At 47.6% G+C, this 23260-nt stretch carries 17 protein-coding genes; 9 read left to right on the forward strand and 8 right to left on the reverse strand.

All coding sequences use genetic code 11. From position 1 onward, the window contains the following. Positions 1-56: 56 nt before the first annotated feature. Positions 57-1001: a serine hydrolase gene (locus tag HMPREF9370_RS04965; protein WP_009116264.1), complete on the reverse strand. Its 945-nt coding sequence runs from the start codon at positions 999-1001 to the stop codon at positions 57-59. A gap of 336 nt (positions 1002-1337) precedes the next feature. On the opposite strand from HMPREF9370_RS04965, the gene clpX reads away from it, so the two are divergent. Further along, complete coding sequence (gene clpX, locus HMPREF9370_RS04970) at positions 1338-2615, forward strand: ATP-dependent Clp protease ATP-binding subunit ClpX (RefSeq protein ID WP_040666942.1); 1278 nt, start codon at positions 1338-1340, stop codon at positions 2613-2615. Positions 2616-2676: 61 nt separating this feature from the next. Here the strand turns inward: clpX and HMPREF9370_RS04975 are convergent, their stop codons facing one another. Then, on the reverse strand, positions 2677-3147 hold the full coding sequence (locus tag HMPREF9370_RS04975) for a type IV pilin protein (protein WP_009116267.1): 471 nt from the start codon (positions 3145-3147) through the stop codon (positions 2677-2679). Between the two features lie 77 nt (positions 3148-3224). Continuing rightward, complete coding sequence (locus HMPREF9370_RS04980; RefSeq protein ID WP_009116268.1) at positions 3225-3656, reverse strand: type IV pilin protein; 432 nt, start codon at positions 3654-3656, stop codon at positions 3225-3227. A 364-nt stretch (positions 3657-4020) separates the two neighbouring features. Here HMPREF9370_RS04980 and HMPREF9370_RS04985 point away from each other — a divergent pair, with 364 nt between their 5' ends. The 4 genes from HMPREF9370_RS04985 (at position 4021) to HMPREF9370_RS05000 (ending at position 9904) form a co-directional block, all read left to right on the forward strand. After that, a complete protein-coding gene (locus HMPREF9370_RS04985; RefSeq protein ID WP_009116269.1) occupies positions 4021-5199 on the forward strand; it encodes an efflux RND transporter periplasmic adaptor subunit in 1179 nt (392 codons plus the stop codon). Between the two features lie 18 nt (positions 5200-5217). Next, the gene (locus tag HMPREF9370_RS04990) at positions 5218-7158 is read left to right on the forward strand and encodes a MacB family efflux pump subunit (protein WP_009116270.1); all 1941 of its coding nucleotides are present in this window, start codon (positions 5218-5220) and stop codon (positions 7156-7158) included. 79 nt (positions 7159-7237) lie between these two features. After that, positions 7238-8653 (forward strand): TolC family protein, encoded by a 1416-nt coding sequence (locus HMPREF9370_RS04995; protein WP_040666943.1) that lies wholly within the window; start codon positions 7238-7240, stop codon positions 8651-8653. A gap of 51 nt (positions 8654-8704) precedes the next feature. Further along, positions 8705-9904, forward strand: a complete 1200-nt coding sequence (locus tag HMPREF9370_RS05000) for an acetylornithine transaminase (RefSeq protein WP_009116272.1) — start codon at positions 8705-8707, stop codon at positions 9902-9904. Positions 9905-9960: 56 nt separating this feature from the next. Here the strand turns inward: HMPREF9370_RS05000 and HMPREF9370_RS05005 are convergent, their stop codons facing one another. From HMPREF9370_RS05005 to ppsA, 4 genes are all read right to left on the reverse strand, one after another. After that, positions 9961-10470 (reverse strand): TPM domain-containing protein, encoded by a 510-nt coding sequence (locus HMPREF9370_RS05005; protein WP_009116273.1) that lies wholly within the window; start codon positions 10468-10470, stop codon positions 9961-9963. Further along, a complete protein-coding gene (locus tag HMPREF9370_RS05010) occupies positions 10470-11372 on the reverse strand; it encodes a TPM domain-containing protein (protein WP_009116274.1) in 903 nt (300 codons plus the stop codon). The genes HMPREF9370_RS05005 and HMPREF9370_RS05010 overlap by 1 nt, the downstream gene beginning before the upstream one ends. Positions 11373-11453: 81 nt before the next feature. Continuing rightward, the gene (locus HMPREF9370_RS05015) at positions 11454-12044 is read right to left on the reverse strand and encodes a LemA family protein (protein ID WP_009116275.1); all 591 of its coding nucleotides are present in this window, start codon (positions 12042-12044) and stop codon (positions 11454-11456) included. 322 nt (positions 12045-12366) lie between these two features. Beyond that, on the reverse strand, positions 12367-14754 hold the full coding sequence (ppsA, locus tag HMPREF9370_RS05020) for a phosphoenolpyruvate synthase (RefSeq protein ID WP_009116276.1): 2388 nt from the start codon (positions 14752-14754) through the stop codon (positions 12367-12369). A gap of 437 nt (positions 14755-15191) precedes the next feature. Here ppsA and ppsR point away from each other — a divergent pair, with 437 nt between their 5' ends. After that, positions 15192-16010 (forward strand): posphoenolpyruvate synthetase regulatory kinase/phosphorylase PpsR, encoded by an 819-nt coding sequence (gene ppsR, locus HMPREF9370_RS05025; protein ID WP_009116278.1) that lies wholly within the window; start codon positions 15192-15194, stop codon positions 16008-16010. A gap of 290 nt (positions 16011-16300) precedes the next feature. Next, positions 16301-18814, forward strand: a complete 2514-nt coding sequence (locus HMPREF9370_RS05030) for a TonB-dependent receptor plug domain-containing protein (RefSeq protein WP_009116279.1) — start codon at positions 16301-16303, stop codon at positions 18812-18814. 353 nt (positions 18815-19167) lie between these two features. Here the strand turns inward: HMPREF9370_RS05030 and HMPREF9370_RS05035 are convergent, their stop codons facing one another. Next, positions 19168-20160, reverse strand: a complete 993-nt coding sequence (locus tag HMPREF9370_RS05035; RefSeq protein WP_009116281.1) for a Fe(3+) ABC transporter substrate-binding protein — start codon at positions 20158-20160, stop codon at positions 19168-19170. Positions 20161-20565: 405 nt separating this feature from the next. Between HMPREF9370_RS05035 and HMPREF9370_RS05040 the strand changes: the two genes are divergently transcribed. Both HMPREF9370_RS05040 and HMPREF9370_RS05045 read left to right on the forward strand, forming a co-directional pair. Further along, positions 20566-22185, forward strand: a complete 1620-nt coding sequence (locus HMPREF9370_RS05040; RefSeq protein WP_009116283.1) for an ABC transporter permease — start codon at positions 20566-20568, stop codon at positions 22183-22185. After that, positions 22182-23210 carry an ABC transporter ATP-binding protein gene (locus HMPREF9370_RS05045; protein ID WP_009116284.1) on the forward strand — a complete coding sequence of 343 codons (1029 nt, stop codon included), beginning with the start codon at positions 22182-22184 and terminating at the stop codon, positions 23208-23210. The genes HMPREF9370_RS05040 and HMPREF9370_RS05045 overlap by 4 nt, the downstream gene beginning before the upstream one ends. Positions 23211-23260: the final 50 nt, after the last annotated feature.

The raw sequence follows: 23260 nt of genomic DNA on the forward strand, positions 1-23260 counted from the left end.
GTCTGAAACTTTTTCAGACAGGCATTGTTTATAGACCGCCCGGTTAAAACTGAGTTTTAAGACGGGCGTTGGTTCATCCAAGATTCAATGCGTCGTGCATCGTTTACGCGGGTAGCTGATGAGGGAGAGTTCAACAGAATAATCGTTACGGGTTGTTTTTGCACATTGGCTTTAACTACCATGGAGCGACCGGATTCGCGAATGTAGCCGGTTTTCTGTAACTCAATATTCCAAGAGCCTTCGCGTACTAAGGCATTGGAATTTTTATAATTTTGTTTGCCGGAGGCTGTGTACACCGAGCTGTAGTTAGAGGTGCTCAGCTGGCGGATTTTTGAGTAGCCGCTAGCAGCGGAAACCAGCTTGCTTAAATCGCTGGCAGTCGATACGTTGCGGTAATCCAAGCCGGTTGGTTCGTAGAAACGGCTGTTGGTCATGCCCAAAGATTGGGCTTTTTTATTCATGTCTGCTACAAATGCGCTCATGCCGCCCGGATATGTACGGCCTAAGGCGTGAGTAGCACGGTTTTCGCTCGACATCAAACTCAAGTGCAGCAGTTGGCCGCGGGTAAGCGTAGTCCCTATTGCTAAGCGGCTGCCGGTACCTTTTCTGCGGTCTATCTCGTCAGATGTGATGGTTATTTCTTCATTTAGGCTTTGTCCGCCGTCCAATACAACCATTGCCGACATCAGCTTAGAAATGGATGCAATGGGCATAACCCGGTTCATGTTTTTCTGATAGAGAATCTCACCGGTTTTGTTATTCATAATTAAAGCAGATTGTGAAGAGAGCAATGGACCTGCCATGGCCGCCTGCATTTCGATTTGTTGTGCAGGGTTTTCGGCAATAAAGTTACCGATAGGATCGTGCTCGGTGGGGAAGTTTTGCTCAAGGAATTGGCCGAGTACATCTAGGTCGTTTGCAGCGGCAGGTAAAGATGCTGCGCTTAAGCTGATACCGAGTAATATGGCCGCAAAGGTTTTCTGGGTACGTTTCATCAACATAAGAAAAATCGCTTTCTGATGTTTAAAATAGGGATTTGTAGACGGTTGGAATATAAATGCTAATAATTCTGTAAACGATATAATAAGTTACAGTGCTTGCCGTGAAATTTTAGATTTGCGGCGTTATTTTTTTATTGTCGGTTAGGTTGCTTATTTTTGTAAAGTATAGTTTGCCTAACTTGGCATTTATTTGCCAAGACTTTGCGTTGTTGTGTTGCGTGCCTGTCTGAAAAAGCAAGGGGTTGTTTGAAAAAGTGGCGGATAATTATTATACTTTATATTTTGTCAGGCGTTTTTGCGCTTGAAGTATTTATCACATCACAGACTGGATCATCCATGACCACGGAAAATGAAAATCGAACTTGCTCTTTTTGCGGTAAAGCAGAGCATGAAGTAAAGAATTTAATCGAAGGCGAACACGCATTTATCTGCAATGAATGTGTGGAAGCGTGTGGTGTGATGCTGGGCGGAAGCGAAGCGCCTGAAAGTGGAAAAGTAGGGCCGAACAAAGATTCGGGATTGTCGAATAAATTGCCCACGCCTGCAGAAATTGTAGCGAATCTGAATGATCATGTAATAGGCCAGGATCAAGCGAAAAAAGCTTTGGCTGTGGCGGTTTATAATCATTACAAACGCCTGCGCCATCCCAAAGAAAATAATAATGTGGAGCTTTCAAAGAGTAATATTTTGCTGATCGGCCCTACCGGGTCGGGTAAAACTTTGCTGGCCCAATCTTTGGCAAGAAAATTGGATGTTCCTTTTGTGATGGCGGATGCCACTACACTGACTGAAGCGGGCTATGTGGGCGAAGATGTCGAGCAAATCATTACCAAATTATTAGGAAAATGTGATTTCGATGTTGAAAAAGCCCAGCGCGGTATTGTGTATATTGATGAAATCGACAAAATTTCACGTAAAAGCGATAACCCTTCCATTACCCGCGATGTATCGGGTGAGGGGGTGCAGCAGGCTTTGTTGAAACTGATTGAAGGCACGGTTGCCAGTGTGCCGCCGCAAGGTGGGCGTAAACATCCTAATCAGGAATTTATTCAAGTAGATACCACCAATATTTTGTTTATTTGCGGTGGTGCGTTTGCCGGTTTGGAGAAAGTCATCCGCCAGCGTACGGAAAAAGGCGGTATCGGTTTCGGAGCGGCGGTACATAGTAAGGATGATGATTCTAAAATTACCGAGCTTTTCCAAACGGTTGAACCGGAAGATTTGATCAAATTCGGTCTGATTCCCGAGCTGATTGGTCGTTTGCCGGTAATTGCTGCGTTGGCAGAATTGGATGAAGATGCGCTGATTAATATTTTGACCGAACCTAAAAACGCATTGGTGAAGCAGTATCAGGCACTGTTTGAAATGGAAGGCGCAGAGCTGGAAATAGAAGAAGCGGCGCTGCGCAGTGTTGCCAAGTTGGCTTTGGAGCGTAAAACAGGGGCGCGTGGTTTACGCTCCATTTTGGAAAAATCGCTGTTGGATACCATGTATTTGCTGCCGGATTTGAAAGATGTGAAACGCGTTTTGATTACGGCTGACGTGGTTGAAAAGGGAGAGCAACCTAAGCTCTTTTTGGCAAATGGGAAAGAATATGAGGCGAAAGCCGGTTAGGTTTTTGTTTTGAGAATGCCTGTCTGAAACATGCGTAAGTTTTCAGACAGGCATTTTTTATTTAATACACCATTCTGCACTGTTTGTCAGTGCTGTTGGCACCTGAGAAGAAATTATCGTTGTCATCGCATGTGCTTTTGCTGGATTCGCAAATGATAATTTGCTGGGCTTCGTTGATTTTAATAACACGCGGCTCTGCGCTTTTGTTAAAAGCAACGGCTTTTAATGTAAACCGATCGGTATTTGCGCCGCGGGCATTGCCTTGAGGTTTGATACAGAAATGGTTATTGGCAGTAATGGGAAGTGTGGGCCAAGTGGTGGAGTTTCGTTTGAACGAGTGGTGTTGCAGATAGAATTTTTCCATAAAATGGGCGTTTTCAATTAAAGCGCCCTGCACTTCGGCGATTCTGGCGTCGCGAACGTAATTGCTGTAAGTAGGGTAGGCAATTAGGGCGAGTATGCTGAATACTGTGATGGCAATCAGCATCTCGACAAGCGTAAATCCGCTGTTGAGTGAATAATTGTTATGCATAATTAACCCAAATGTGAAACTAAATAAGATAATAATTATTTTGGTTAGTATGCTGAATTCACGCGGATTTGTCAAAATTATTGCTGGATTTGGCAGCCGGTATCAGAGGGAACACCTGTAGCTGAAATATCATTGGCGGAATTGCAGATAACCAAGATGTTGCTGTCATTCAGTTGCAGTACACGCTGCTCGTTGGCATTGGTATCTGGGATAGGGTTTGCCTGCAGGGTAAAGCTGTCGGCAGAAGGGGAGCCGTTGGCAAACTGGATAGTAAAGAAACGGTTGTCGTCTTCCAAATTATTGAAACCAACAAACGTGCGGTTTTGAATGTAGTAACGCTCGAGCTGCTGGGCATTGTAGATTAAATCGGCACGCGCGTTTTCAATACGGGTGTCGCGGACGAATTTTTCGTAAGAAGGGTAGGCGATTGTGGCCAAAATGGCCAAGATTAACACGACTATCAGCATCTCGGCGAGAGTGAAGCCGTTTTGTTGGTTTTTGATATTCATAGTATTTTTTATATGTCAGTAAAACTGAGTTTTAGTTTTGCAGAAACTTATTTCCTTGCGGAAACTTCGTTTTCTTAAATCATGAAAAAGTTTTTTCATGAGTCCCGTATTTTCTTGTATTGGAAAATATTTTGGATTATAGCCCTATTCCTGCTTTAAGAGGAGTGTAATCAACTTGATACGTGAAAATATTTGTTTTGCTGTGTTAGAACCGTTGCAAACTTTTGGGCGTTGTGTAAAACAAGTATCGGATTGTTTTTATAAAACAAGGTATTGATGGAGCTGGGGAAATTTAAACTTGGCGGTATGTATGGTATGCAGTACACTTTGTTGCAATTTAAACATATATTTAGAGTATCTATAAATGAGAAAAGCCATCAAATGGATTGGGGGTGTATTGGTGCTGGCTGTGATTGCTTATGCCGGCTGGCAATATATGAAACCGGAGCAGAAGCCTGTTTATATCACGGAAGCAGTAAAGCGCAGTAGGCTCAGCCAAACGGTTTCGGCGACGGGCGAGTTATCTTCTTCACATTTGGTTGAGGTGGGCGCGCAGGCGACAGGCCAGATTAAAAAGCTCTATGTCAAACTTGGCCAGCAAATAAAAAAAGGCGATTTGATTGCCGAAATTGATTCAACTTCGCAGCGTAACGAACTTAACACACTCAAAGCCAAACTGGAAACTTATCAGGCGCAGCTGGCTTCTGCCAAAATTTCTTTAAATTCAGCTGAGAAAAAATATAAACGGGAAAAAGCGCTGTGGGCGGAAAATGCTACTTCAAAAGAAGAGTTAGAGCATGCACAAGATGCGCTGGCGGAATCAAAAGCCAAAATTACCGAATTGCAATCAACCATCAAGCAAACACAAATTTCTATCAACACAGCGGAAGCTGACCTCGGTTATACCCGTATTATCGCGCCTATGGATGGCACGGTTGTTGCCCTGCCTGTTGAAGAGGGGCAAACCATTAATGCGGCCCAAAGTTCGCCAACTATTATCCAGCTTGCTGATTTGGGCACTATGCTGAATAAAATGCAGATTGGTGAAGGCGACATTACCAAAGTGAAAAGCGGCCAGAAAATTCAGTTTACCATTCTTTCTGAGCCGGATTCGCCGATCGAGGCTACGCTTGAGAGTATAGATCCTGCCTTAACCACTATGTCGAATAGCACCGGCAATACCAGCATCAGCGCGGATAACAGCAGCTCGGCCATCTATTATTACGCACGTGCTTTGGTGCCTAATCCCGAGGGTAAACTTTCGATTGGCATGACCACGCAGAATACGGTATTCGTTACCAGCCGTGAAAACGTTTTGATTGTTCCGGCTTTAACGGTAAAAAGACGCGAAGGTAAGTCTTACGTTCAAGTTCTGGATGCAGAGGGTTATGCCCATGAAAAAGAAATTCAGACAGGCCTCAAAAACAGTTCGTCAGTTGAAGTTATTTCGGGTTTGAAAGAGGGCGATAAAGTGGTGGTGTCTGAAGCTAGCGGTGATGAGTGGCGGAATGATGAACGGAGCCGTAGGGGTGAACCGTTGTAAACCGTGCGGAGAAGCCAGATGAGTTTAATCGAATGTAAAAATATCAACCGCTGTTTTGGTTCGGGCGCCAATCGCGTGCATGTGTTGAAAGACATCAACCTGAAAATTGAAAAAGGCGACTTTGTAGCGATTATCGGCCAATCTGGTTCGGGCAAATCTACTTTGATGAATATTCTAGGCTGCTTGGATACACCCAGCTCCGGTTCATATGTGGTGGACGGCGTTGAAACGGCCAAAATGGAAGCTGATGAGCTGGCAGGGCTGCGCCGCAAGCGGTTTGGGTTTATTTTTCAACGTTACAATCTTTTGAATGCGTTGAGCGCGCGCGATAATGTGGCTTTGCCGGCGGTTTATGCCGGCTTGCCGCATAAAGAGCGTTACAATAGAGCGAATGCTTTGTTACACCGGCTGGGCTTGGAAGACAAAGAAGAAAATAAGCCAAGCGAACTATCAGGCGGCCAGCAGCAGCGTGTGAGCATTGCGAGGGCTTTGATGAACGGCGGTGAGATTTTGCTGGCCGATGAGCCGACCGGCGCGCTGGATTCCAAAAGCGGCGAAAATGTGATGGAGATCATCCGCCAACTGCACGGCGAAGGCCATACCATTATCATGGTTACACACGATCCGAATATCGCCGCACTGGCCAACCGTGTGATTGAAATTAAAGACGGCTATATTATTTCAGATATAAGCAAAAACAGCGAAGTAGCTCCCGGCTCGGTAGAAACCCTGCCTGAAAACCGCTCATGGCTGTTTCGCAAAGACCAATTGCTCGAATCGTTCAGGATGTCGGTACAGGCGATTATGTCGCACAAAATGCGTTCGTTGTTGACCATGCTCGGTATTATCATCGGCATTGCCTCGGTGGTGTCGGTGGTGGCTTTGGGCAGGGGCACACAAACGAAAATTTTGGGAGATATTGCCTCAATCGGCACCAATACCATTAGCATTTACCCCGGCAAAGGATTTGGCGACCGCTTCAGCGGCAAGATTAAAACGCTTACCGTTGCTGATGCCGAAGTTATCGGCAGGCAGAGTTATGTGTCGAATGTCACGCCGATGACCGCTTCAAGCGGCACGATCACTTACCGCAATGCTGATTTAACCGGTCAGCTTTACGGCGTGGGCAACCAGTATTTTGACGTGCGCGGTTTTAAGTTGGATAAAGGGCGCTTGTTTGACGAGCAAGACGTAAAAGACAATGCGCAGGTTGTGGTGATTGACCAGAATACTTTAAAAAAATTATTTCCTGAGGATGAAAATCCGCTGGGTAAAGTGATTTTGTTTAAAAAGCGGCCGCTTACGATTATCGGCACGGTAAAGGAAGAAAAAAATGCTTTCGGCGGCGATTCAGACAGCCTTCAGCTCTGGTCGCCTTACACCACCGTGATGAACCAGATTACAGGCGAGCGGCATATCAGCTCGCTCATCGTGAAAGTGGGCGACAATGCCAGCTCGCAGGCCGCGGAAAACGGCTTAACCGAGCTGCTGATTTCGCGCCACGGCACGGAAGACTTTTTCATGCGCAACAGCGACAGCATCAAGCAAACCGTAGAAAGCGCTACCGGCACGATGACGTTGCTGATTTCCAGCATTGCGCTGATTTCGTTGGTGGTGGGCGGTATCGGTGTGATGAACATTATGCTGGTGTCGGTAACCGAGCGCACCAAAGAAATCGGCGTGCGTATGGCGATAGGCGCGCGGCAAGGCAATATTTTGCAGCAGTTTTTGATTGAGGCGGTATTAATCTGCCTGATCGGCGGGATGACCGGCATTGCGCTTTCGGTATTAATCGGTATGACTTTTAACCATTTCGTTACCGATTTTGCCATGACGTTTTCCGCCATGTCGGTTGTCGGTGCCGTAGCCTGCTCCACCATTATCGGCGTAGTGTTCGGCTATATACCGGCTAACCGGGCATCCAAGCTCAACCCGATTGACGCATTGGCACATGATTGACCAGTTTCAGACAGGCATAGATAGCACAAGCTTTCCGTTAATCACAATGCCTGTCTGAAAGCCTATGGAACATAAATTAATGAAGCACACTCCTTTTTTTCAGACAGGCATCCGCTTTGCGGCTGTGTTGGTTATCAGCGCATGTGCTGCCGGCCCGAAAACCGATTCCGGCCTTACAATCGAATCTTCCGGTAGCATCATTTCCGCAGAGCAGGCCGCTGCCCGTTATCAAATTGACACCCAATGGTGGGCGGCTTATCAAAACGCCGGCCTGAATAAGCTTATCGAGCAAGCATTGGCAAATAATGCTGATTTGAAAAAAGCCGCCATCAATATGAACAAAGCGCTTTATCAGGCTAAAATTTCAGGTGCCGACCGCTTGCCAACTTTAGATGGTTCGCTAAGCGCAAGCACCCGAGAAAACCTCAAAACCGGTGAAAGTAGCCGAACATTCAGCAGCCAAGCCGGCTTGAGCTATGAAATCGATTTATGGCGTAAGCTGCAAGCACAAACCAATGCCAAAGTGAGCGAATATCAGGCAACGCGCTATGCTTTGGAAGCAGCCAGGCTTGCCTTAATTAACAATGTGGCCGACGCTTATTTCAATATCGCTTATCTGAATGAAGCCATCAGCTTGAGCGAGCAAACCCTAAAGCGTTACCAAGAAATTAAACGCATCGCCGCCGCGCAATATCGCGAAGGCAAGGTTTCCTCGGCCGATCCCCGCCAAAGCGAACAAACCTTGCTGGCAACCCAAAACAACTTAATCAGCCTGAAACGCGCGCGCGACACACAAGAACAAACCTTGCGCAATCTATTGGATCTAAAGCCAAATGAAGCGATAGACATTGCTGCGGCCGACTATAAACTGAGCCATCCGATTAATGTCGATATGAACGTGCCGATTGCCACATTGGCCAACCGCCCCGATTTGCGCGCGGCAGAAGCCCGCCTGCAAGCCGCCGTGAGCCAAGTGGAAGCGCAAAAACGCAGTTGGTATCCCAGCGTTACTTTGGGCGCGACTTTAAGCACTGCGTCCGATAAGGCCAGAACCATGTTTAACGTACCGTTTTTGGGTGGCAATGTGAGCGTGAACCTGCCGTTTTTAAACTGGAAAACCCTCAAATGGCAAAACAAAGCCGTACAAGCTGAATTTGATGGTGCCGCAGTTGACTTTGAAACTGCACTGACTACCGCGCTGAATGAAGTCAACACTTATTATTTGGCCTATGAAAAAGCCCGCCAAACTTCAGCAAATGTGCAGCAGAAATATGAATTGGACAAAAAAAACAGCCGCTATCACCAATTGCGTTACCAGCATGGAAAAAACAGCCTGAAAGACTGGCTTGAAGCGCTTAACACCGAATACAGTTCCGCGCAGGATGTATTGAACCAGCGCTATGAAGTGCTGCGCTATGAAAATTTGATATTCAAGGCGATGGCGGGGCGTTATAGCAAGCAAGTTGCAGACAGTCCCAATGGCAGAAGAAGGTGAGATAACGCAGCTATAAAAGAAACTAAAGTATCTAAAAAATAGAGGAAAATAATGCAGAACTACATTACCCCGAATTTTTCTTTCGCACCCGTAATCCCCGAACGTGCTTCGGGCAGCCGCGTTTGGGATACCGAAGGGCGGGAATATATTGATTTGGCGGGCGGGATTGCGGTAAACGCACTCGGCCATTGCCATCCTGATTTGGTGGAAGCGCTCACGCAGCAAGCGCAGAAAATGTGGCATGTTTCCAATATTTACACCACGCGTGCTGCACAAGAGTTGGCACAAAAACTGGTTGAACAAACGTTTGCGGAAAAAGTATTTTTCTGCAATTCAGGTGCCGAGGCCAATGAAGCCGCGCTGAAGCTGGCGCGTAAATACGCGCGCGATCACTTCGGTGCGGAAAAAAACGAAATCATCGCCTGCGCAAATGCGTTTCACGGCCGTACGCTGTTTACAGTGAGTGTGGGCGGGCAGCCGAAATACAGTCAGGATTTTGCGCCGCTTCCTGCGGGCATCAATCATGTGCCGTTCAACGACGTTGCTGCACTGAAAGCCGCAATAAGCGATAAAACCTGCGCCGTGATTATCGAGCCGATACAAGGTGAAAGCGGTGTGTTGCCTGCCACGGCAGAATACCTGCAAGTCGCGCGCCGTTTGTGCGACGAGCACAAGGCCTGCCTGATTTTTGACGAAGTTCAGACAGGCATGGGGCGAACGGGCAAATTGTTTGCCTATGAACACAGTGGCGTGCAGCCCGACATCATGACTTCAGCCAAAGCATTGGGTTGCGGTTTCCCCATAGGCGCTATGCTGACTACCGAAAAAATCGCATCCAGCTTCGGCCCCGGCTCACACGGCACCACCTTTGGCGGCAACCCGCTTGCTTGTGCAGTGGGCTCAAGAGCGTTTGACATCATCAACATGTCGAAAACACTGGCACATGTAAACCGGCAGGGCGAGAAATTAAAGCAAATGCTGACGGAATTAGGTGAAGAAAACGGCGTATTCCAAACCGTGCGCGGTGAAGGCTTGCTGATAGGCTGTGTATTGGCAGACGACTATGCCGGTAAAGCAGGCGAGATTAACGCTCTGGCTTTAGCACATGGATTGATGATTTTGGTGGCAGGCCCGAACGTCTTGCGCTTGGCACCGAGTCTGCTGATTACAGATGAAGAAATTGAAGAGGGCGTAGCCAAGCTGCGTTCGGCTTTGCAAGAGTGGTTGCAGGTTTGCGGCAAAAACGGCTAAGGCCATGCTGAAATGAAAAAATGCCTGTCTGAAAAAATTGTTCAGACAGGCATTTGCTATTTCAATACCACATCATTCGGTAATTCATCCACGGATTCTTGCGGACATTGAGGAAAATGTTCGGTAAGCACGGCGGTAACGTCTTTCAGGCCGCGTTCTAAGCCGGCTACAAATTCATCGCGTTTGAAATGCATCAGCATATTTTGGCAAACTTCCTGCCATTGCTGCGCGCCTACTTTTGCTGCGATGCCCCGGTCTGCTACGATTTCCACTGCGTGGTCGGCAAACGAAATATAAACGAGTACGCCGGTGTTCAATTCGGTATCCCACACGTTTAGCTCTCCAAACCATTGGCGCGCGCGCGTGCGGGTGTTCAAGCCGTTTAATATGGCGGCCGAAGGGTAGCGGGATTCAATAACAAATCGAACCTGGCCTTGATGGTTTTTTTCAGACAGGCCTATGTTTTCGCTGATGCGTTTTAAATCCTGAGTTGGGAAATAACGTTCGACACGTTGGCGTGGGTGCAGCCAGTGCTGCCACAAACGTTTGAATCTGTTTTGTTTCATTACCAGCCTCCTGATGCGCCGCCGCCGCCGAAATTGCCGCCGCCACCGCTAAAACCACCACCGCCGAAGCCGCCGCCTCCACCAAAGCTGCCACCACTCCAGCCGCCCCCGCCGAAACCGCCGCCAAAGCCGCCACCTCTACCACCACCGCCTGAAATAAAAGCTGTGGAGCCGATAAGGAAAGATAAGACAGCTCCCGCAAGCGCTGCAATGATTGCGATGATTGGGCCCCAACCGAACAACATGCTGGCACCGAACATGACACCGCCGGTGAGCAGGCTGCCAACCGTGCGCCCGAAAATGGCTTTCAAAAAACCGCCGGCAAAAAAGGGAAGGATCAGCAGCAAAATAAAGCTTTCACCAAAATCTTCGCCGCTGTTTTGGTTAGGATGTGCCGCTTCAGGCAATTGTTCGCCGGCGATTAGTTTTTCCAGTTGTGCCGTGGCTGCAAAAATACCTTGATCTACCTGACCGTTTCGCAGGTGAGGGCGCAAAACATCCTCTAGAATACGCTTGGCATATACATCGGGAATTGCACCTTCCAAGCCTCTTCCTACAGCAAGATGGGTTTTGCGTTCATCCCGCACCAGAAGCAGCAACACGCCGTCGCTGATGTTTGCCCTACCGATTTTCCATTGCTCCATCACACGGGCGGAGTAATCGAATGGTGTTTCCGGAGCAATGGCGGGCACGGTAAGGATTACAATCTGGCTGCCTTTTTCACGGCTGTATTGCAGCAAGTGCTGATTCAGCTCTTCACGCGCCTGCGGCTGCATTATGTACGCAGTATCCATCACGGGCGCGGTAAGCGGCGGCACGCTTGCCAGCTCGGCGGCAAACAGCCAGACGCTGCACAGCATCATGGCCAAAAATGCACCCAAGCGTTGCGTTAGAGATAACATGGCTTTCCTTTTTGCATTGGCTTTCGGGTGGTGCCTGTCTGAAAAATCAAGTAGTCAGGCGGGTACGTTCAGCCGCTCTGTTTAAAACGCTACTTTAGGTGAAGTAGAAACCGCCGCTTCGTTTTCTACGGTAAAGTTGGCACGGGTTTTCATACCGAAGATTTTTGCAGTGATGTTTTGAGGGAATTGGCGGATGGTTGTGTTATAAGTTTGAACCGATTTGATGTAATTGTTGCGCGCCAGGGAAATGCGGTTTTCAGTCCCTTCAAGCTGGGCTTGCAAGTCGCGGAAATTCTGGTCGGCTTTCAATTGCGGATAGTTTTCGGAAACTACTAATAAACGGGATAATGCGCTGCTCAATTCGCCTTGGGCTTGTTGGTACTGCTTTACTTTTTCAGGGTCGGTAGCGTCTTCTGCCGTCATCTGAATGCTACCTACTTTGCTGCGCGCTTCGGTTACGCGGGTGAACACTTCCTCTTCGTGTTTGGCATAGCCTTTAACAGTATTGACGAGGTTGGGAATCAAATCGGCACGACGCTGGTATTGGTTCAATACCTCGGACCAAGCAGCATTAGCCGCTTCGTCTTGACTTTGCATGGTGTTGTAGCCGCAGCCGCTTAAAGCGAACATGGATGTAATGAGGGCTAAGGTAGCCAGCCATTTTTTAAACATATGAGATGCTCCGTGGAGTTGAAAAAAGTTCAGGCAGCGTGTTTACAAGTTCATTTTGATTAAAATGCAGGCTGCCCGGATTGGGATTCAGTATATAGGAAAGAAGAATACTGTAAAACCAAGCACCGGTTAAACGGTATTGTTCAGGTGTTGTTGGTCATGAGAGGCTATGGTTAAACTAAGTGGTACCGTCAAGCCTCAGTATAACGAACGTTCTATTGAAAGTTGATTCACTATATCAAAGGAGAAATGCCTGTCTTAAAACTATTGATTAAATAAAGAAAAACGCTGCTTTTTCAAGCAGCGTTTTTTCAGACAGGCATTATTTCTTCAGTTCGTTAGCCAGATACAGCCAAGTTTCAATTACTGTATCAGGATTCAACGATACGCTTCCGATACCTTCTTCAACCAGCCATTTGGCAAAATCTTTATGGTCTGAAGGTCCTTGGCCGCAAATGCCTACATATTTATTGTGTTTGCGGCAGGCAGAGATAGCCAGATGCAGCATCACTTTTACTGCGGGATCGCGCTCGTCGAAAGTTGCCGCAATCGGGCCGCCGCTGTCTCGGTCTACACCCAAAGTCAATTGGGTCATATCGTTGGAGCCGATGGAGAAGCCGTCGAAATATTGCAGAAACTGTTCTGCCAGCAAAGCATTGCTCGGCACTTCGCACATCATGATCAAACGCAAGCCGTTTTTGCCGCGCTCCAGGCCATTTTCTTTCAAGGCTTTGATTACCAGCTCGGCTTCAGACAGAGTGCGAACGAACGGAATCATGATTTCAACGTTGGTCAGGCCCATTTCGTCGCGCACATATTTCAATGCTTTACATTCTAAAGCAAAGCATTCTTTGAAATCATCAGACACATAGCGTGCGGCACCACGGAAACCCAACATCGGGTTTTCCTCGTGCGGCTCGTAACGGCTGCCGCCGATCAAACCGGCATATTCGTTTGATTTGAAATCCGACATGCGCACAATCACTTTGCGCGGATAAACCGAAGCAGCAAGTGTGGCAACGCCTTCGGCGATTTTATCTACATAGAAGTCGACAGGAGAAGCGTAGCCGGCAATGCGCTCCGTGATTTCTTCTTTGATGTCGGCATCTTGGCGATCAAATTCCAACAGAGCTTTCGGGTGGATACCGATTTGGCGGTTGATGATAAATTCCATACGCGCCAAACCAATACCTTCACTAGGCAAGTTGGAGAATGAGAATGCCAATTCGGGATTGCCCACGTTCATCATGATTTTGGTGGGGGACTCAGGCATGTTGTCGAGAGGAATGTCATTTACTTCAACATTTGCCAAGCCGGCATAGATTAAACCGGTATCACCTTCCGCACAAGATACGGTAACTTCTTGGCCTTCGCTCAATACTTCAGATGCGTTGCCGCAGCCTACAACGGCAGGGATACCCAGTTCGCGAGCAATGATGGCTGCGTGGCAAGTACGGCCGCCGCGGTTGGTCACAATCGCTGCCGCACGTTTCATTACCGGTTCCCAATCCGGGTCGGTCATGTCGGTAACCAGAATATCGCCGGCTTGCACAATATCCATTTGAGAAGCATCTTTAACCAAGCGTACTTTACCTTGGCCTACTTTCTGACCGATTGCACGGCCTTCGCACAACACTTCACCTTTGTTGCTGAGGTTGTAACGGCGCAATACGCGGTTGCCGGTTTCCTGAGATTTAACGGTTTCCGGGCGGGCTTGCAGAATGTACAGTTTACCGTCTAAGCCGTCACGACCCCATTCAATATCCATCGGTCGGCCATAGTGCTCTTCAATAATCAGGGCATATTTAGCCAATTCGATAATTTCATCGTTGGAGATGGAGAATTGTTTGCGGTCTGCTTCCGGCACATCAACAGTTTGTACAGACTTGCCAGCTTGGGCACTGTCGGTAAAGGTCATTTTAATGATCTTGGAGCCCATGGTTTTGCGCAGGATAGCAGGTTTTCCGGCTTTCAGAGTAGGCTTGTGAACGTAGAATTCGTCGGGGTTTACAGCGCCTTGTACGACGGTTTCGCCCAGGCCGTATGATGAGGTAACGAAAACAACGTCTTCAAAGCCTGATTCGGTATCGATGGAGAACATTACACCGGCGGCGCCGCTGTCGGAACGAACCATACGCTGCACACCGGCAGACAATGCAACGATATCGTGGGCAAAGCCTTTATGTACACGGTAAGAAATGGCACGATCGTTGTAGAGGGAAGCGAATACATGGTGCATAGCTTCTTTTACATTGTCCAAGCCATTGATATTCAAGAATGTTTCTTGCTGGCCGGCAAACGATGCATCAGGCAAATCTTCTGCAGTGGCTGAAGAACGAACGGCTACGGAGATTTGATCTGTACCCGCATCGGCAACCATTTTGTTCCATGCGCTTTCGATTTCCTGATCCAATTGCTCGGGGAAGGGGGTTTCTAGAATCCATTGACGGATTTCTTTACCTACCCGTGCCAATTCGGTTACATCTTCCACATCCAAAGTAGCCAGAGCGGCAGAGATACGCTCATTCAAGCCGTTGTGTGCCAAAAATGCGCGGTAAGCATCGGCTGTGGTAGCGAAGCCGCCAGGTACGCGGACGCCTTTTTCTGTAAGCTGACTGATCATCTCGCCCAAAGAGGCATTTTTACCGCCAACGCTTTCCACGTCGGTCATACGCAGGTTTTCAAACCAGATAACGTAATTTGAAGACATTGTTTCTAATCCAATTGCAGGGGTTAAAAGAAAAATTAAATCTTTTGCCGCGCCATTCTAACCAGTCAATCGGATTGTGTCATGTTTTTTTAAATAAGCGGCAGTTTTTCCGGAATTGTAATATTGCGGAAAATGCTTTGGGTAAGCTTATGAAACTAAATAATATCTTTTGTTACAATACATGTAATTCTTTGTAAAATAGGCGCTTATGAATAAATTAATCGCTGTTTTTTACTATATAAAACGAGGAGTTGTTGGATTATTGTTTTAAATTTTTATATATTTTGACATTTTATTTTTATTTTAAGCTAAATGATAAAGCGTTGTAATTTGATGTAGCGGGTTTGAATCTGCTTTCAATAAATGCCGCAGATTGTTATGATTCCCGCTTTTAGTAGAGAATTTTATTAACCAGCCATTTTTAAAGAGAGAAGAACATGTCGCGCCGCAGAGCATTTTTTATATCAGATAGAACCGGTCTGACTTCCGAAAGTATGGGTGAGGCATTGCTTGACCAATTTGAAGGGGTGCAATTTAAGCGCGTTACCTATCCGTTTGTCGATACCGTGGAAAAAGCCCATGCGATGGTTCAGATCATAAACAATGCAGCGGAGCAGGAAGCGCAACGTCCGTTGGTGTTTACGAGTATTATTGATCCTGATATACGCAAAATCGTACAAAGCAGTGTAGGCTTAAACCTGAGTTTTTTTGATGCCTTTTTGCATCTTCTGGAAAAAGAATTGGGTGTGAAAGCGCGTAACTCAATCGGTAAACTGCACAGCATCACTGATACTGATCGTTATGATGCCCGTATGGAAGCCGTTAACTTTTCTTTGAACCACGATGATGGGATCAGTGCTAAAGATTTGGAAACGGCGGATGTGATTCTGATGGGCGTGTCGCGCAGCGGCAAAACGCCGACTTGCCTGTATCTTGCTCTGCAATATGGTATTCGTGCGGCAAACTATCCGCTCACACCTGATGATTTGGAATCTACTGATTTACCCCGAATGGTTAAACCTTTCAAAAACAAGCTCTTCGGTTTAACAATTCAGCCCGAACGTTTGCAGGAAATCCGTCAGGAACGCCGCCCGGATTCCAGATATTCGAATATCAATACCTGTAAGAGCGAAGTAAATGATGCACAAGCGATGTTCCGCCGCCACAATATTGCGTTTACCAATACAACGCATAAATCGGTTGAAGAATTGGCGGTAAGTATTATGCAAGCGTGCAATCTAAAACGTCGTTTTTAAGCAATAGTATATTTTGGTAACAATGCCTGTCTGAAAGATGGTTTCAGACAGGCATTGTTACTATTCCGGTTATCTGCCGCAATACTTGGGCTTGACTTGATACTTCATTAATTTCAAAGCCATATATAACGGCAGGTATGTTTACTCTAAACTGTTATTATATTTAAGTTTATATAATTCATTAACTTATTCGGCGTTTTTGTTTTCTACACCTTTTCATCTTCTCTCTATACGAAAATTTACTTATAATTGTTATGTTATAACAAAATATTTGGGAAGTCTTGAAAATCATGGGAAAAACTAAAATAGCTTTAGGGGTGTCGCTGGCTTTTGTTTCGCAAGCGGTTTGGGCGGAGACGTCTGAAGAAAATATGATAAAAGTAGACACGGTTATCGTGAAAGGAGAGGGTTACGCCGCCAAGTCGGAAGGAAATGTGTGGAATCAAGACAGAATTACCGCTACGCCCAAGGGAAACGGCACAATTAATGATTTGCTGCGCACCAGCCACAGTGTACAGTTTTCCAATACCGAAGGTACGGCCGACAGCGCTGGGGAAATTGCGCCGCCGAATATTTCGTTTCACGGAGAGAAGTTTTACAACAACCGTTTTTCGATAGACGGCGTGAGCAACGACAGCAATCTGAATCCTGCGCACAATGGCTCTAATACGCAGCTGGATGCGGATACAATAAACACGCACACAGTGGGTGAATTGCCTGCGGGGCATCCGCAAGCATTTTGGATAAGCCCTTCGTTGGTGGAGAACATCAAGGTTAAAGACAGCAATATTTCTGCGAAATATGGCCGGTTTACCGGCGGCGTGGTGGATGCTGATTTAATTAAAGCAAACAAGGACAAAGCATTCGGCAGCCTGTCATACCGTACCACACGCCACACTTGGACACACCATTATATCGATCCGCTGTATGCCGACGAATATCGCGCGGGGCAATCGTCTAATACGCAGCCAAAGTTTACCAAGCATGAGTCCAACCTCACGCTGAATCAACCTGTCGGCAAAGATTCGGCCGTGCTGTTTTCATATAGTCGTCAGCGTTCGTCTATTCCGTTTTTACACCAGCATCTGGGGCAGTTGACTAAGCAAAGGCGATTGGCGGAGACTTTCTTGTTGAGAGGTGCGCACCGCATTAATGACGACAACAATCTATCGGCAACGGTGATGTATTCTCCGCATTATGCCACTTACCATCCGGCCAACTATAAAGACGGCCGTTTTACCAACAGCGGCGGCGGCTGGCGTTTCGACTTGGATTGGGAACGCTATGCCGGTTTCGGCAGGATGCAGAGTAAACTGAGCTATCGAAGTACGGAAGAAAAAACCGCTTACGATCAAGACAACTTATACCGCTACAACGACGACACGCCGTCGATAAACTGGACAACCCATCCCGAGGTGGATGAAGCTGCTATCGGCGGCATTGGTACCAGCCGTTCGTTTGGCAAGCACGTTAATCTGCAACAGCATTTTGAGTTTAACGAAGCGGATTGGGGCGGCTGGAAGCACGGTTTCAATGCCGGTTGGGAAGCGGAATATGCCGAAAAAGGTTTTGAGCGTAAAAAGCCCACTATTATTTACGGCGGTCCGAGAATGACCGACCGCACGGACTGTACCGAATGTATTCCGGGTGAACAATTCTTTACCGGCTATGCTTACAATTATCCGGCCAATATCAAAGTAGGTACGCATAATCTTGCCCTTTATTTTGAAGACGATATCGAAAAAGGCAATCTGCGCTTGAAGCCGGGTATCCGTTTGGATTACAACGGTTTTCTGAAAAATACCGACATCGCACCCCGTTTCGCTTTCGACTACCGTTTACCCTTGAAGCCGACCAAATTTCATGTGTTTGGCGGAGCGAACCGTTATTACGGCAGTGAAATGCTGACTTACAAACTGCGCAGTGCACATCTATTCCAACGTAATTTCGACCGCTTCGAGCTGGATGATCCGTGGACATCGCGTGAGTTGAGAGAGCCTCGTTACGACAGCAGCGATCTGAAAACGCCGTACAGCAACGAATGGAATCTGGGCGTGCGCCAGCATATCGGCAACAGCGAATGGCAATTGAAATGGGTGCGCCGCAGTAGCAGAAACCAGTTTTTAACCAAGGAAAAAACTGATGAAAACGGCCTGACCTACCGCGTACTTACCAATACAGGCCGTTCCGACAACGACACCTTCAGCTTTTCCGCCGGTTTGAACGAGCCGTGGAAGCTCGGCCCGACCTTGTTCCGCTGGCGTGCGGGTGCCGATTACAACAAACGCCGTTCCAACCAAATCGGCACGTTCCAAAACTATGACTGGAGCGAATGGGATGTGAAAAAAGTATTGGTTGACGGCAAGCTGAAAGATCCTTACGACCTGCCTGCGATGGATTTCAACCAGCCGTGGAACGCTTTTGTCGAAACTGAGTTGGCCGTGCCCAAATGGCATTTAACTTGGACGCAACGCTGGCGCTACTCTCCCGGTACGGTGGAATATACGCGGGAAAACATCCGCTGCACCCCCGAACGTGCCCAATTGTGTCAAGGTTATGTCGGCAATCTGAGCAAGTTCGACCAAATCAAATATAATTCCGCGCTAATTGCAGACTGGCATTTCTCGTGGGAAAAACCGCTGGCGAAAACGCAGAAGTTGGAGCTGAATCTGGATGTGTTGAACGTGTTTAACCGCAAAATCGTCGGCAAAAAAGTCTACACGCCGGAATGGCAGGAAAAAAAGCGCGATTTATCTTATAAAACAGGGCGCCAGTTTTGGCTAGGCGCGAAATATTCTTGGTAATTAAGCTAAAAGCGGGGCGTGAAGAAACCCCGCTTTTCAGACAGGCATTCTTAATCATTCCAACCACTTATCGTTATACTCGGGTTTGGCTGAGTATGACAAGTGTATTGCAAATAAACTTTATTTCTACTACGGTGTTGCTGCCCTTAGCTTAGAGAGAGCGATTTTGTAAGCTGCTAAAGCAGCAACACAATCGGTCCCGTACTACCAGTACCGTCTGCGGCTTACTGCCTTGTATCAAAAATAAGTTTAGGGGCTAATCTACTTCAGCCCCATTCTTAAACTTCGAATAAGACAATGCCTGTCTGAAACCTTTTTTCAGACAGGCATTGTTTTGCCATAAGCCGTTATAGTTATTTATAACCTGCTTGTTTCATCAGCATCACAGCTTTTTTCTGGTTGCTGCCGGCAACGGATACGTTAATCACGTCTTGTTTGAATTTACCCCATTTAGCTACTTTAGGATCAGGGTTAACTTTAGGATTGGCCGGATATTCGTGGTTCAGGTCGGCGAATAGGTTTTGAGCTTCGCTGCTGCTGAGCCATTCAATGAATTTTTGGGCTTCGGCTGCTTTTTTGCTGTGTTTCACTACGCCTGCGCCGGATACGTTAACGTGTGTGCCTTTGCCTTGTTGGTCGGCGAAGAAGATACCGATCGGCAGATTAGGCTGTTTGTCCATTAAACGGCCGTAGTAATAAGTGTTGGCGATGCCCACATCGCAGCGGCCTGCGCCGATGGCTTCAAGCATGGCAGTGTCGTTGGCGAAAGGCTCGGCAGCCAAATTGCTTACCCAACCTTTTACGATTTGGGTGGTTTTTTGTGCGCCTTGGTTGGCAATCATGGTGCCCACAAGCGATTGGTTGTACACATTATCGGAAGTGCGCAAACACAGGCGGCCTTTCCATTTTGGGTCAGCCAAGTCCGCGTAAGTAGAGAGATCGGAAGGTTTAACTTTTTGTGTGTTATAGAAAATGGTGCGTGCGCGGACAGACAGGCCGTACCATTGGTTTTTCGGGTCGCGCAGGTGAGCAGGAATATTGGCTTTTAATGTTGCCGAATTGATAGGGCGCAGTAATCCCATTTGGGTAGCCTGCCACAGGTTGCCGCCGTCAACGGTGATGAATACGTCGGCAGGGGTATTGCTGCCTTCGGCTTTCAGTTTGGCCATCAGCGGGCCGGCTTTATCGTTAACCAACTTAACGGTTGTGCCGGTTTTCTTTTGATAAGCTTCAGCAATCGGTTTGAGCAGATTGTCGGCGCGTGAAGAGTAAACCACCAGTTCTGCTGCATATACGGGCGTGGCAATGATTGCGGCAGCTGCAAGGGCAATCGCTTTTTTCATCATATTTTGATTCCTCTGTTTAATGAATTTGAAATTGTGTTGTTAGACACGATGGGATGGTTCGAAAAAAAACCAACTTGCAAACGCTTTGCATTATAGGTTAAGTAGTTTTTGCAAACAATATAAATTATCGTTTTTATTGAAGTAAGATGTATTTTATTGCATCATGTTTTTAAATTGATGATAATAGCGCGCTTTATTATGGATTTACCTGATAACAGGTGTATTTATCGGGTTGTTTCGTATTTAAGCGATCGGTTTATGACATCGTCTTTGTGGTCGGCCAATTTAATTTCAATATGGCGGCGTTGTTGCTTTGTATTGATGTGTTGATTGACTAACTAGGTTCTCAAGCCGGCCTGTTCAGAAGCCGGTTTCTACGGTTACTTTATTGTTTGTGTTTAATGGATGCTTATGAAACCTGCGTTCCGTAAGTTGCTGCTGCCGCGATTGTGGCTGCTGCTTTGTGTATGCTCTATCGCTGTGCCGCTGGGGGTGATCGTTGCTTCTTTCGGCACATTTGATGCTGAAATTTGGACGTTTCTGCTTGAGTTTCAATTGCCTTTACTGGTGAAAAATACGGTTTGGCTGGTGTTGGGCGTGGGCTTCGGCACAGCGGTGTTGGGTACTTCATGCGCTTGGTTGACGGCCATGTATGACTTTCCGATGCGGCGCTTCTTCTTTTGGGCGATGATGCTTCCGTTGGCCGTACCTGCGTATGTGTTGGCGTTTACCCAATTGGGATTGTTTGACTACACCGGCCCGATCAGCACTTGGCTTCGGGAAAGCCGTGGGTTTGAACAAGGCCTGCCTGAAATCCGCAACGGTTTCGGCTTGGCAGTTGTGATGAGCCTTACTTTTTATCCTTATGTTTATTTATTGGCACGCAATGCGTTCGGCAGCATGGGCCAGCGGGCGCTGGAGGCCGGCGCTTCATTAGGGCTTTCGCCTACACGCTCTTTTTTCCGTGTGGCTTTGCCGATGGCACGCCCTTGGATTGCAGGCGGCACGGTGTTGGTGTTGATGGAAGTGTTGTCTGATTTCGGTACCGTTTCCGTGTTCGGCTACGACACGTTCACCACGGCCATTTATCAGGCCTGGTTTGATTTTTATTCTTTGGAAACAGCCAAGCAGCTGGCTGCGCTTTTGATTACGGCGGTTTTTGTATTGTTGGTGTTGGAGCAGTTAAGTAGGGGCGGGCGGCGTTACAGCCAATCAGGCAGGATACAGCACCGCAAGCGCCAAAAACTTCCGGCCTTCTCGGGGTGGTTGGCTTTTGCTTATTGCACCTTGCTTCTGACATTCGCTTTCTTGATTCCGGTGGTGCAACTCTTGATTTGGGCCTATGAAACATTTAACGACGGCTTCAATACCTCGCTATGGGAAAATGCCTGGCATTCGTTTGCGGCAAGTATGGCGGCTGCCTTATTGGCTGCTGCGGTGGCTTTGCTGTTGGCACTGTCTAAGCGGGTAGATAAAAGCCGCTTTGCCGCGTTTTCCGCACGTGCGGCCACTTTGGGTTATGCCATTCCGGGTACGGTTTTGGCAGTGGGGGTGTTTGTGCCGGTGGCTTGGTTGGATAATGTGTTGATTGATTGGTTGAAGCTGCCGGAAGAAGTGACCGGAATATTCAAAGGCACTTTGGCCGTGATGCTGGCAGCTTATGTGATCCGTTTTTTAGCGGTGGCTTTTGCTTCGGTGGAGGCCGGTTTGGAGCGCATCAGCCCGTCGCAAGCAGAGGCTGCGCGATCTTTAGGCTATAACGGCGCGGGTGTGTTGCGTCGGATTTATTTGCCGCTGCTTAAAGGGGCATTGGGCACGGGCATGTTGATGGCTTTTGTCGATATGATGAAAGAAATGCCGATTACGCTGATGACCCGTCCTTACGACTGGGATACGCTGGCTGTGCGTGTTTATGCGTTCACAATTGAAGGACAGTTTGCCAATGCCGCATTGCCGGCCTTATTGATTGTATTGACCGGATTGGTTCCGGTGATTCTGTTTTCGCGCACGGAGCAAAAATCATGATTCTGGAAGTATCGCAACTTAATCTTTCATTCGACCAAAAACCCGTGCTGCAAGATTTCGGTTTTGCGTTGCAGGAAGGTGAAATTGCCTGTCTGCTCGGGCATTCAGGCTGTGGTAAAACCACAGTGCTCAGATCCGTAGCCGGTTTTGAGCAGCCTGATTCGGGCACCATTATTCTTAGAGGGCGCACACTTTCAGACAGGCATTCTTTTATGCCGCCGCATCTGCGCAAAGTGGGCATGGTGTTTCAGGATTACGCTTTGTTTCCACACCTCAGTGTGAAAGACAATATCGCATTTGGTATTGCCAAGCAGCCGGCCGTCGAGCGCAAAAAAAGAATTGAAAGTTTACTGGAACTTATCGGGATGCCGGAATATAGCAGCCGTTATCCGCACCAGCTCTCCGGCGGCCAGCAGCAAAGGGTCGCGCTGGCGCGCGCGTTGGCGCCTAAACCGGAGCTGATTTTGCTGGATGAGCCGTTTTCCAATCTTGACTCTACATTGCGTATGCGGCTTTCTAAAGAGGTGCGCCGCCTGCTCAAACAGGAAAACACCAGCGCGCTGATGGTTACGCACGACAGGCACGAAGCATTCGCTATGGCCGACAAGATCGGCATTATGGCAGAGGGCCGATTGAAACAATGGGACACGCCGCGTAATCTTTACCGCAATCCGGTAGACGCCGAGGTGGCACGCTTTACCGGTAAGGGTGCTTTATTGGGGGGTACGATTGAACGGGGCGCAGTGAAAACGGCAGCAGGCGTATTGCCGTTAATGCCGGAAAACGGTGTTGAAAGCAGCATGGTTCAAGTGTTTGTGCGACCGCAGAATGTATTGGTCGGTGTTGAAGGCGGTGCTGTGGCTGAAGTAATAGAACAGGATTTTCAAGGCCGTTGCCTGATTCTCACGCTGAAATTGGAAAGTGGTGAAACCATGCTGGCAGAGACGTCTGCAGAGTGTAATTTGGATGTGGGTAGCCGTGTAGGCATAAGGCTTGCAGTGGAAAAACTTGCTGTGTTTGCCTAGGAACCAATTAATGTTTACACATGCCTGTCTGAACATTTTTTCAGACAGGC

The sequence above is a fragment of the Neisseria wadsworthii 9715 genome (genome assembly GCF_000227765.1).
Classification (GTDB): domain Bacteria; phylum Pseudomonadota; class Gammaproteobacteria; order Burkholderiales; family Neisseriaceae; genus Neisseria; species Neisseria wadsworthii.

What these genes read in the sequence shown, in the direction of transcription:
- HMPREF9370_RS05045 (WP_009116284.1), top strand. Translation starts at nt 22,182, where the DNA reads ATGATTCTGGAAGTATCGCAACTTAATCTTTCATTCGACCAAAAACCC.
- HMPREF9370_RS04980 (WP_009116268.1), bottom strand. Translation starts at nt 3,656, where the DNA reads ATGAATATCAAAAACCAACAAAACGGCTTCACTCTCGCCGAGATGCTG.
- HMPREF9370_RS05030 (WP_009116279.1), top strand. Translation starts at nt 16,301, where the DNA reads ATGGGAAAAACTAAAATAGCTTTAGGGGTGTCGCTGGCTTTTGTTTCG.
- HMPREF9370_RS05000 (WP_009116272.1), top strand. Translation starts at nt 8,705, where the DNA reads ATGCAGAACTACATTACCCCGAATTTTTCTTTCGCACCCGTAATCCCC.
- HMPREF9370_RS04985 (WP_009116269.1), top strand. Translation starts at nt 4,021, where the DNA reads ATGAGAAAAGCCATCAAATGGATTGGGGGTGTATTGGTGCTGGCTGTG.
- HMPREF9370_RS05035 (WP_009116281.1), bottom strand. Translation starts at nt 20,160, where the DNA reads ATGATGAAAAAAGCGATTGCCCTTGCAGCTGCCGCAATCATTGCCACG.
- clpX (WP_040666942.1), top strand. Translation starts at nt 1,338, where the DNA reads ATGACCACGGAAAATGAAAATCGAACTTGCTCTTTTTGCGGTAAAGCA.
- ppsA (WP_009116276.1), bottom strand. Translation starts at nt 14,754, where the DNA reads ATGTCTTCAAATTACGTTATCTGGTTTGAAAACCTGCGTATGACCGAC.
- HMPREF9370_RS04965 (WP_009116264.1), bottom strand. Translation starts at nt 1,001, where the DNA reads ATGTTGATGAAACGTACCCAGAAAACCTTTGCGGCCATATTACTCGGT.
- HMPREF9370_RS04990 (WP_009116270.1), top strand. Translation starts at nt 5,218, where the DNA reads ATGAGTTTAATCGAATGTAAAAATATCAACCGCTGTTTTGGTTCGGGC.
- HMPREF9370_RS05005 (WP_009116273.1), bottom strand. Translation starts at nt 10,470, where the DNA reads ATGAAACAAAACAGATTCAAACGTTTGTGGCAGCACTGGCTGCACCCA.
- HMPREF9370_RS04975 (WP_009116267.1), bottom strand. Translation starts at nt 3,147, where the DNA reads ATGCATAACAATTATTCACTCAACAGCGGATTTACGCTTGTCGAGATG.
- HMPREF9370_RS05010 (WP_009116274.1), bottom strand. Translation starts at nt 11,372, where the DNA reads ATGTTATCTCTAACGCAACGCTTGGGTGCATTTTTGGCCATGATGCTG.
- HMPREF9370_RS04995 (WP_040666943.1), top strand. Translation starts at nt 7,238, where the DNA reads ATGAAGCACACTCCTTTTTTTCAGACAGGCATCCGCTTTGCGGCTGTG.
- HMPREF9370_RS05015 (WP_009116275.1), bottom strand. Translation starts at nt 12,044, where the DNA reads ATGTTTAAAAAATGGCTGGCTACCTTAGCCCTCATTACATCCATGTTC.
- ppsR (WP_009116278.1), top strand. Translation starts at nt 15,192, where the DNA reads ATGTCGCGCCGCAGAGCATTTTTTATATCAGATAGAACCGGTCTGACT.
- HMPREF9370_RS05040 (WP_009116283.1), top strand. Translation starts at nt 20,566, where the DNA reads ATGCTTATGAAACCTGCGTTCCGTAAGTTGCTGCTGCCGCGATTGTGG.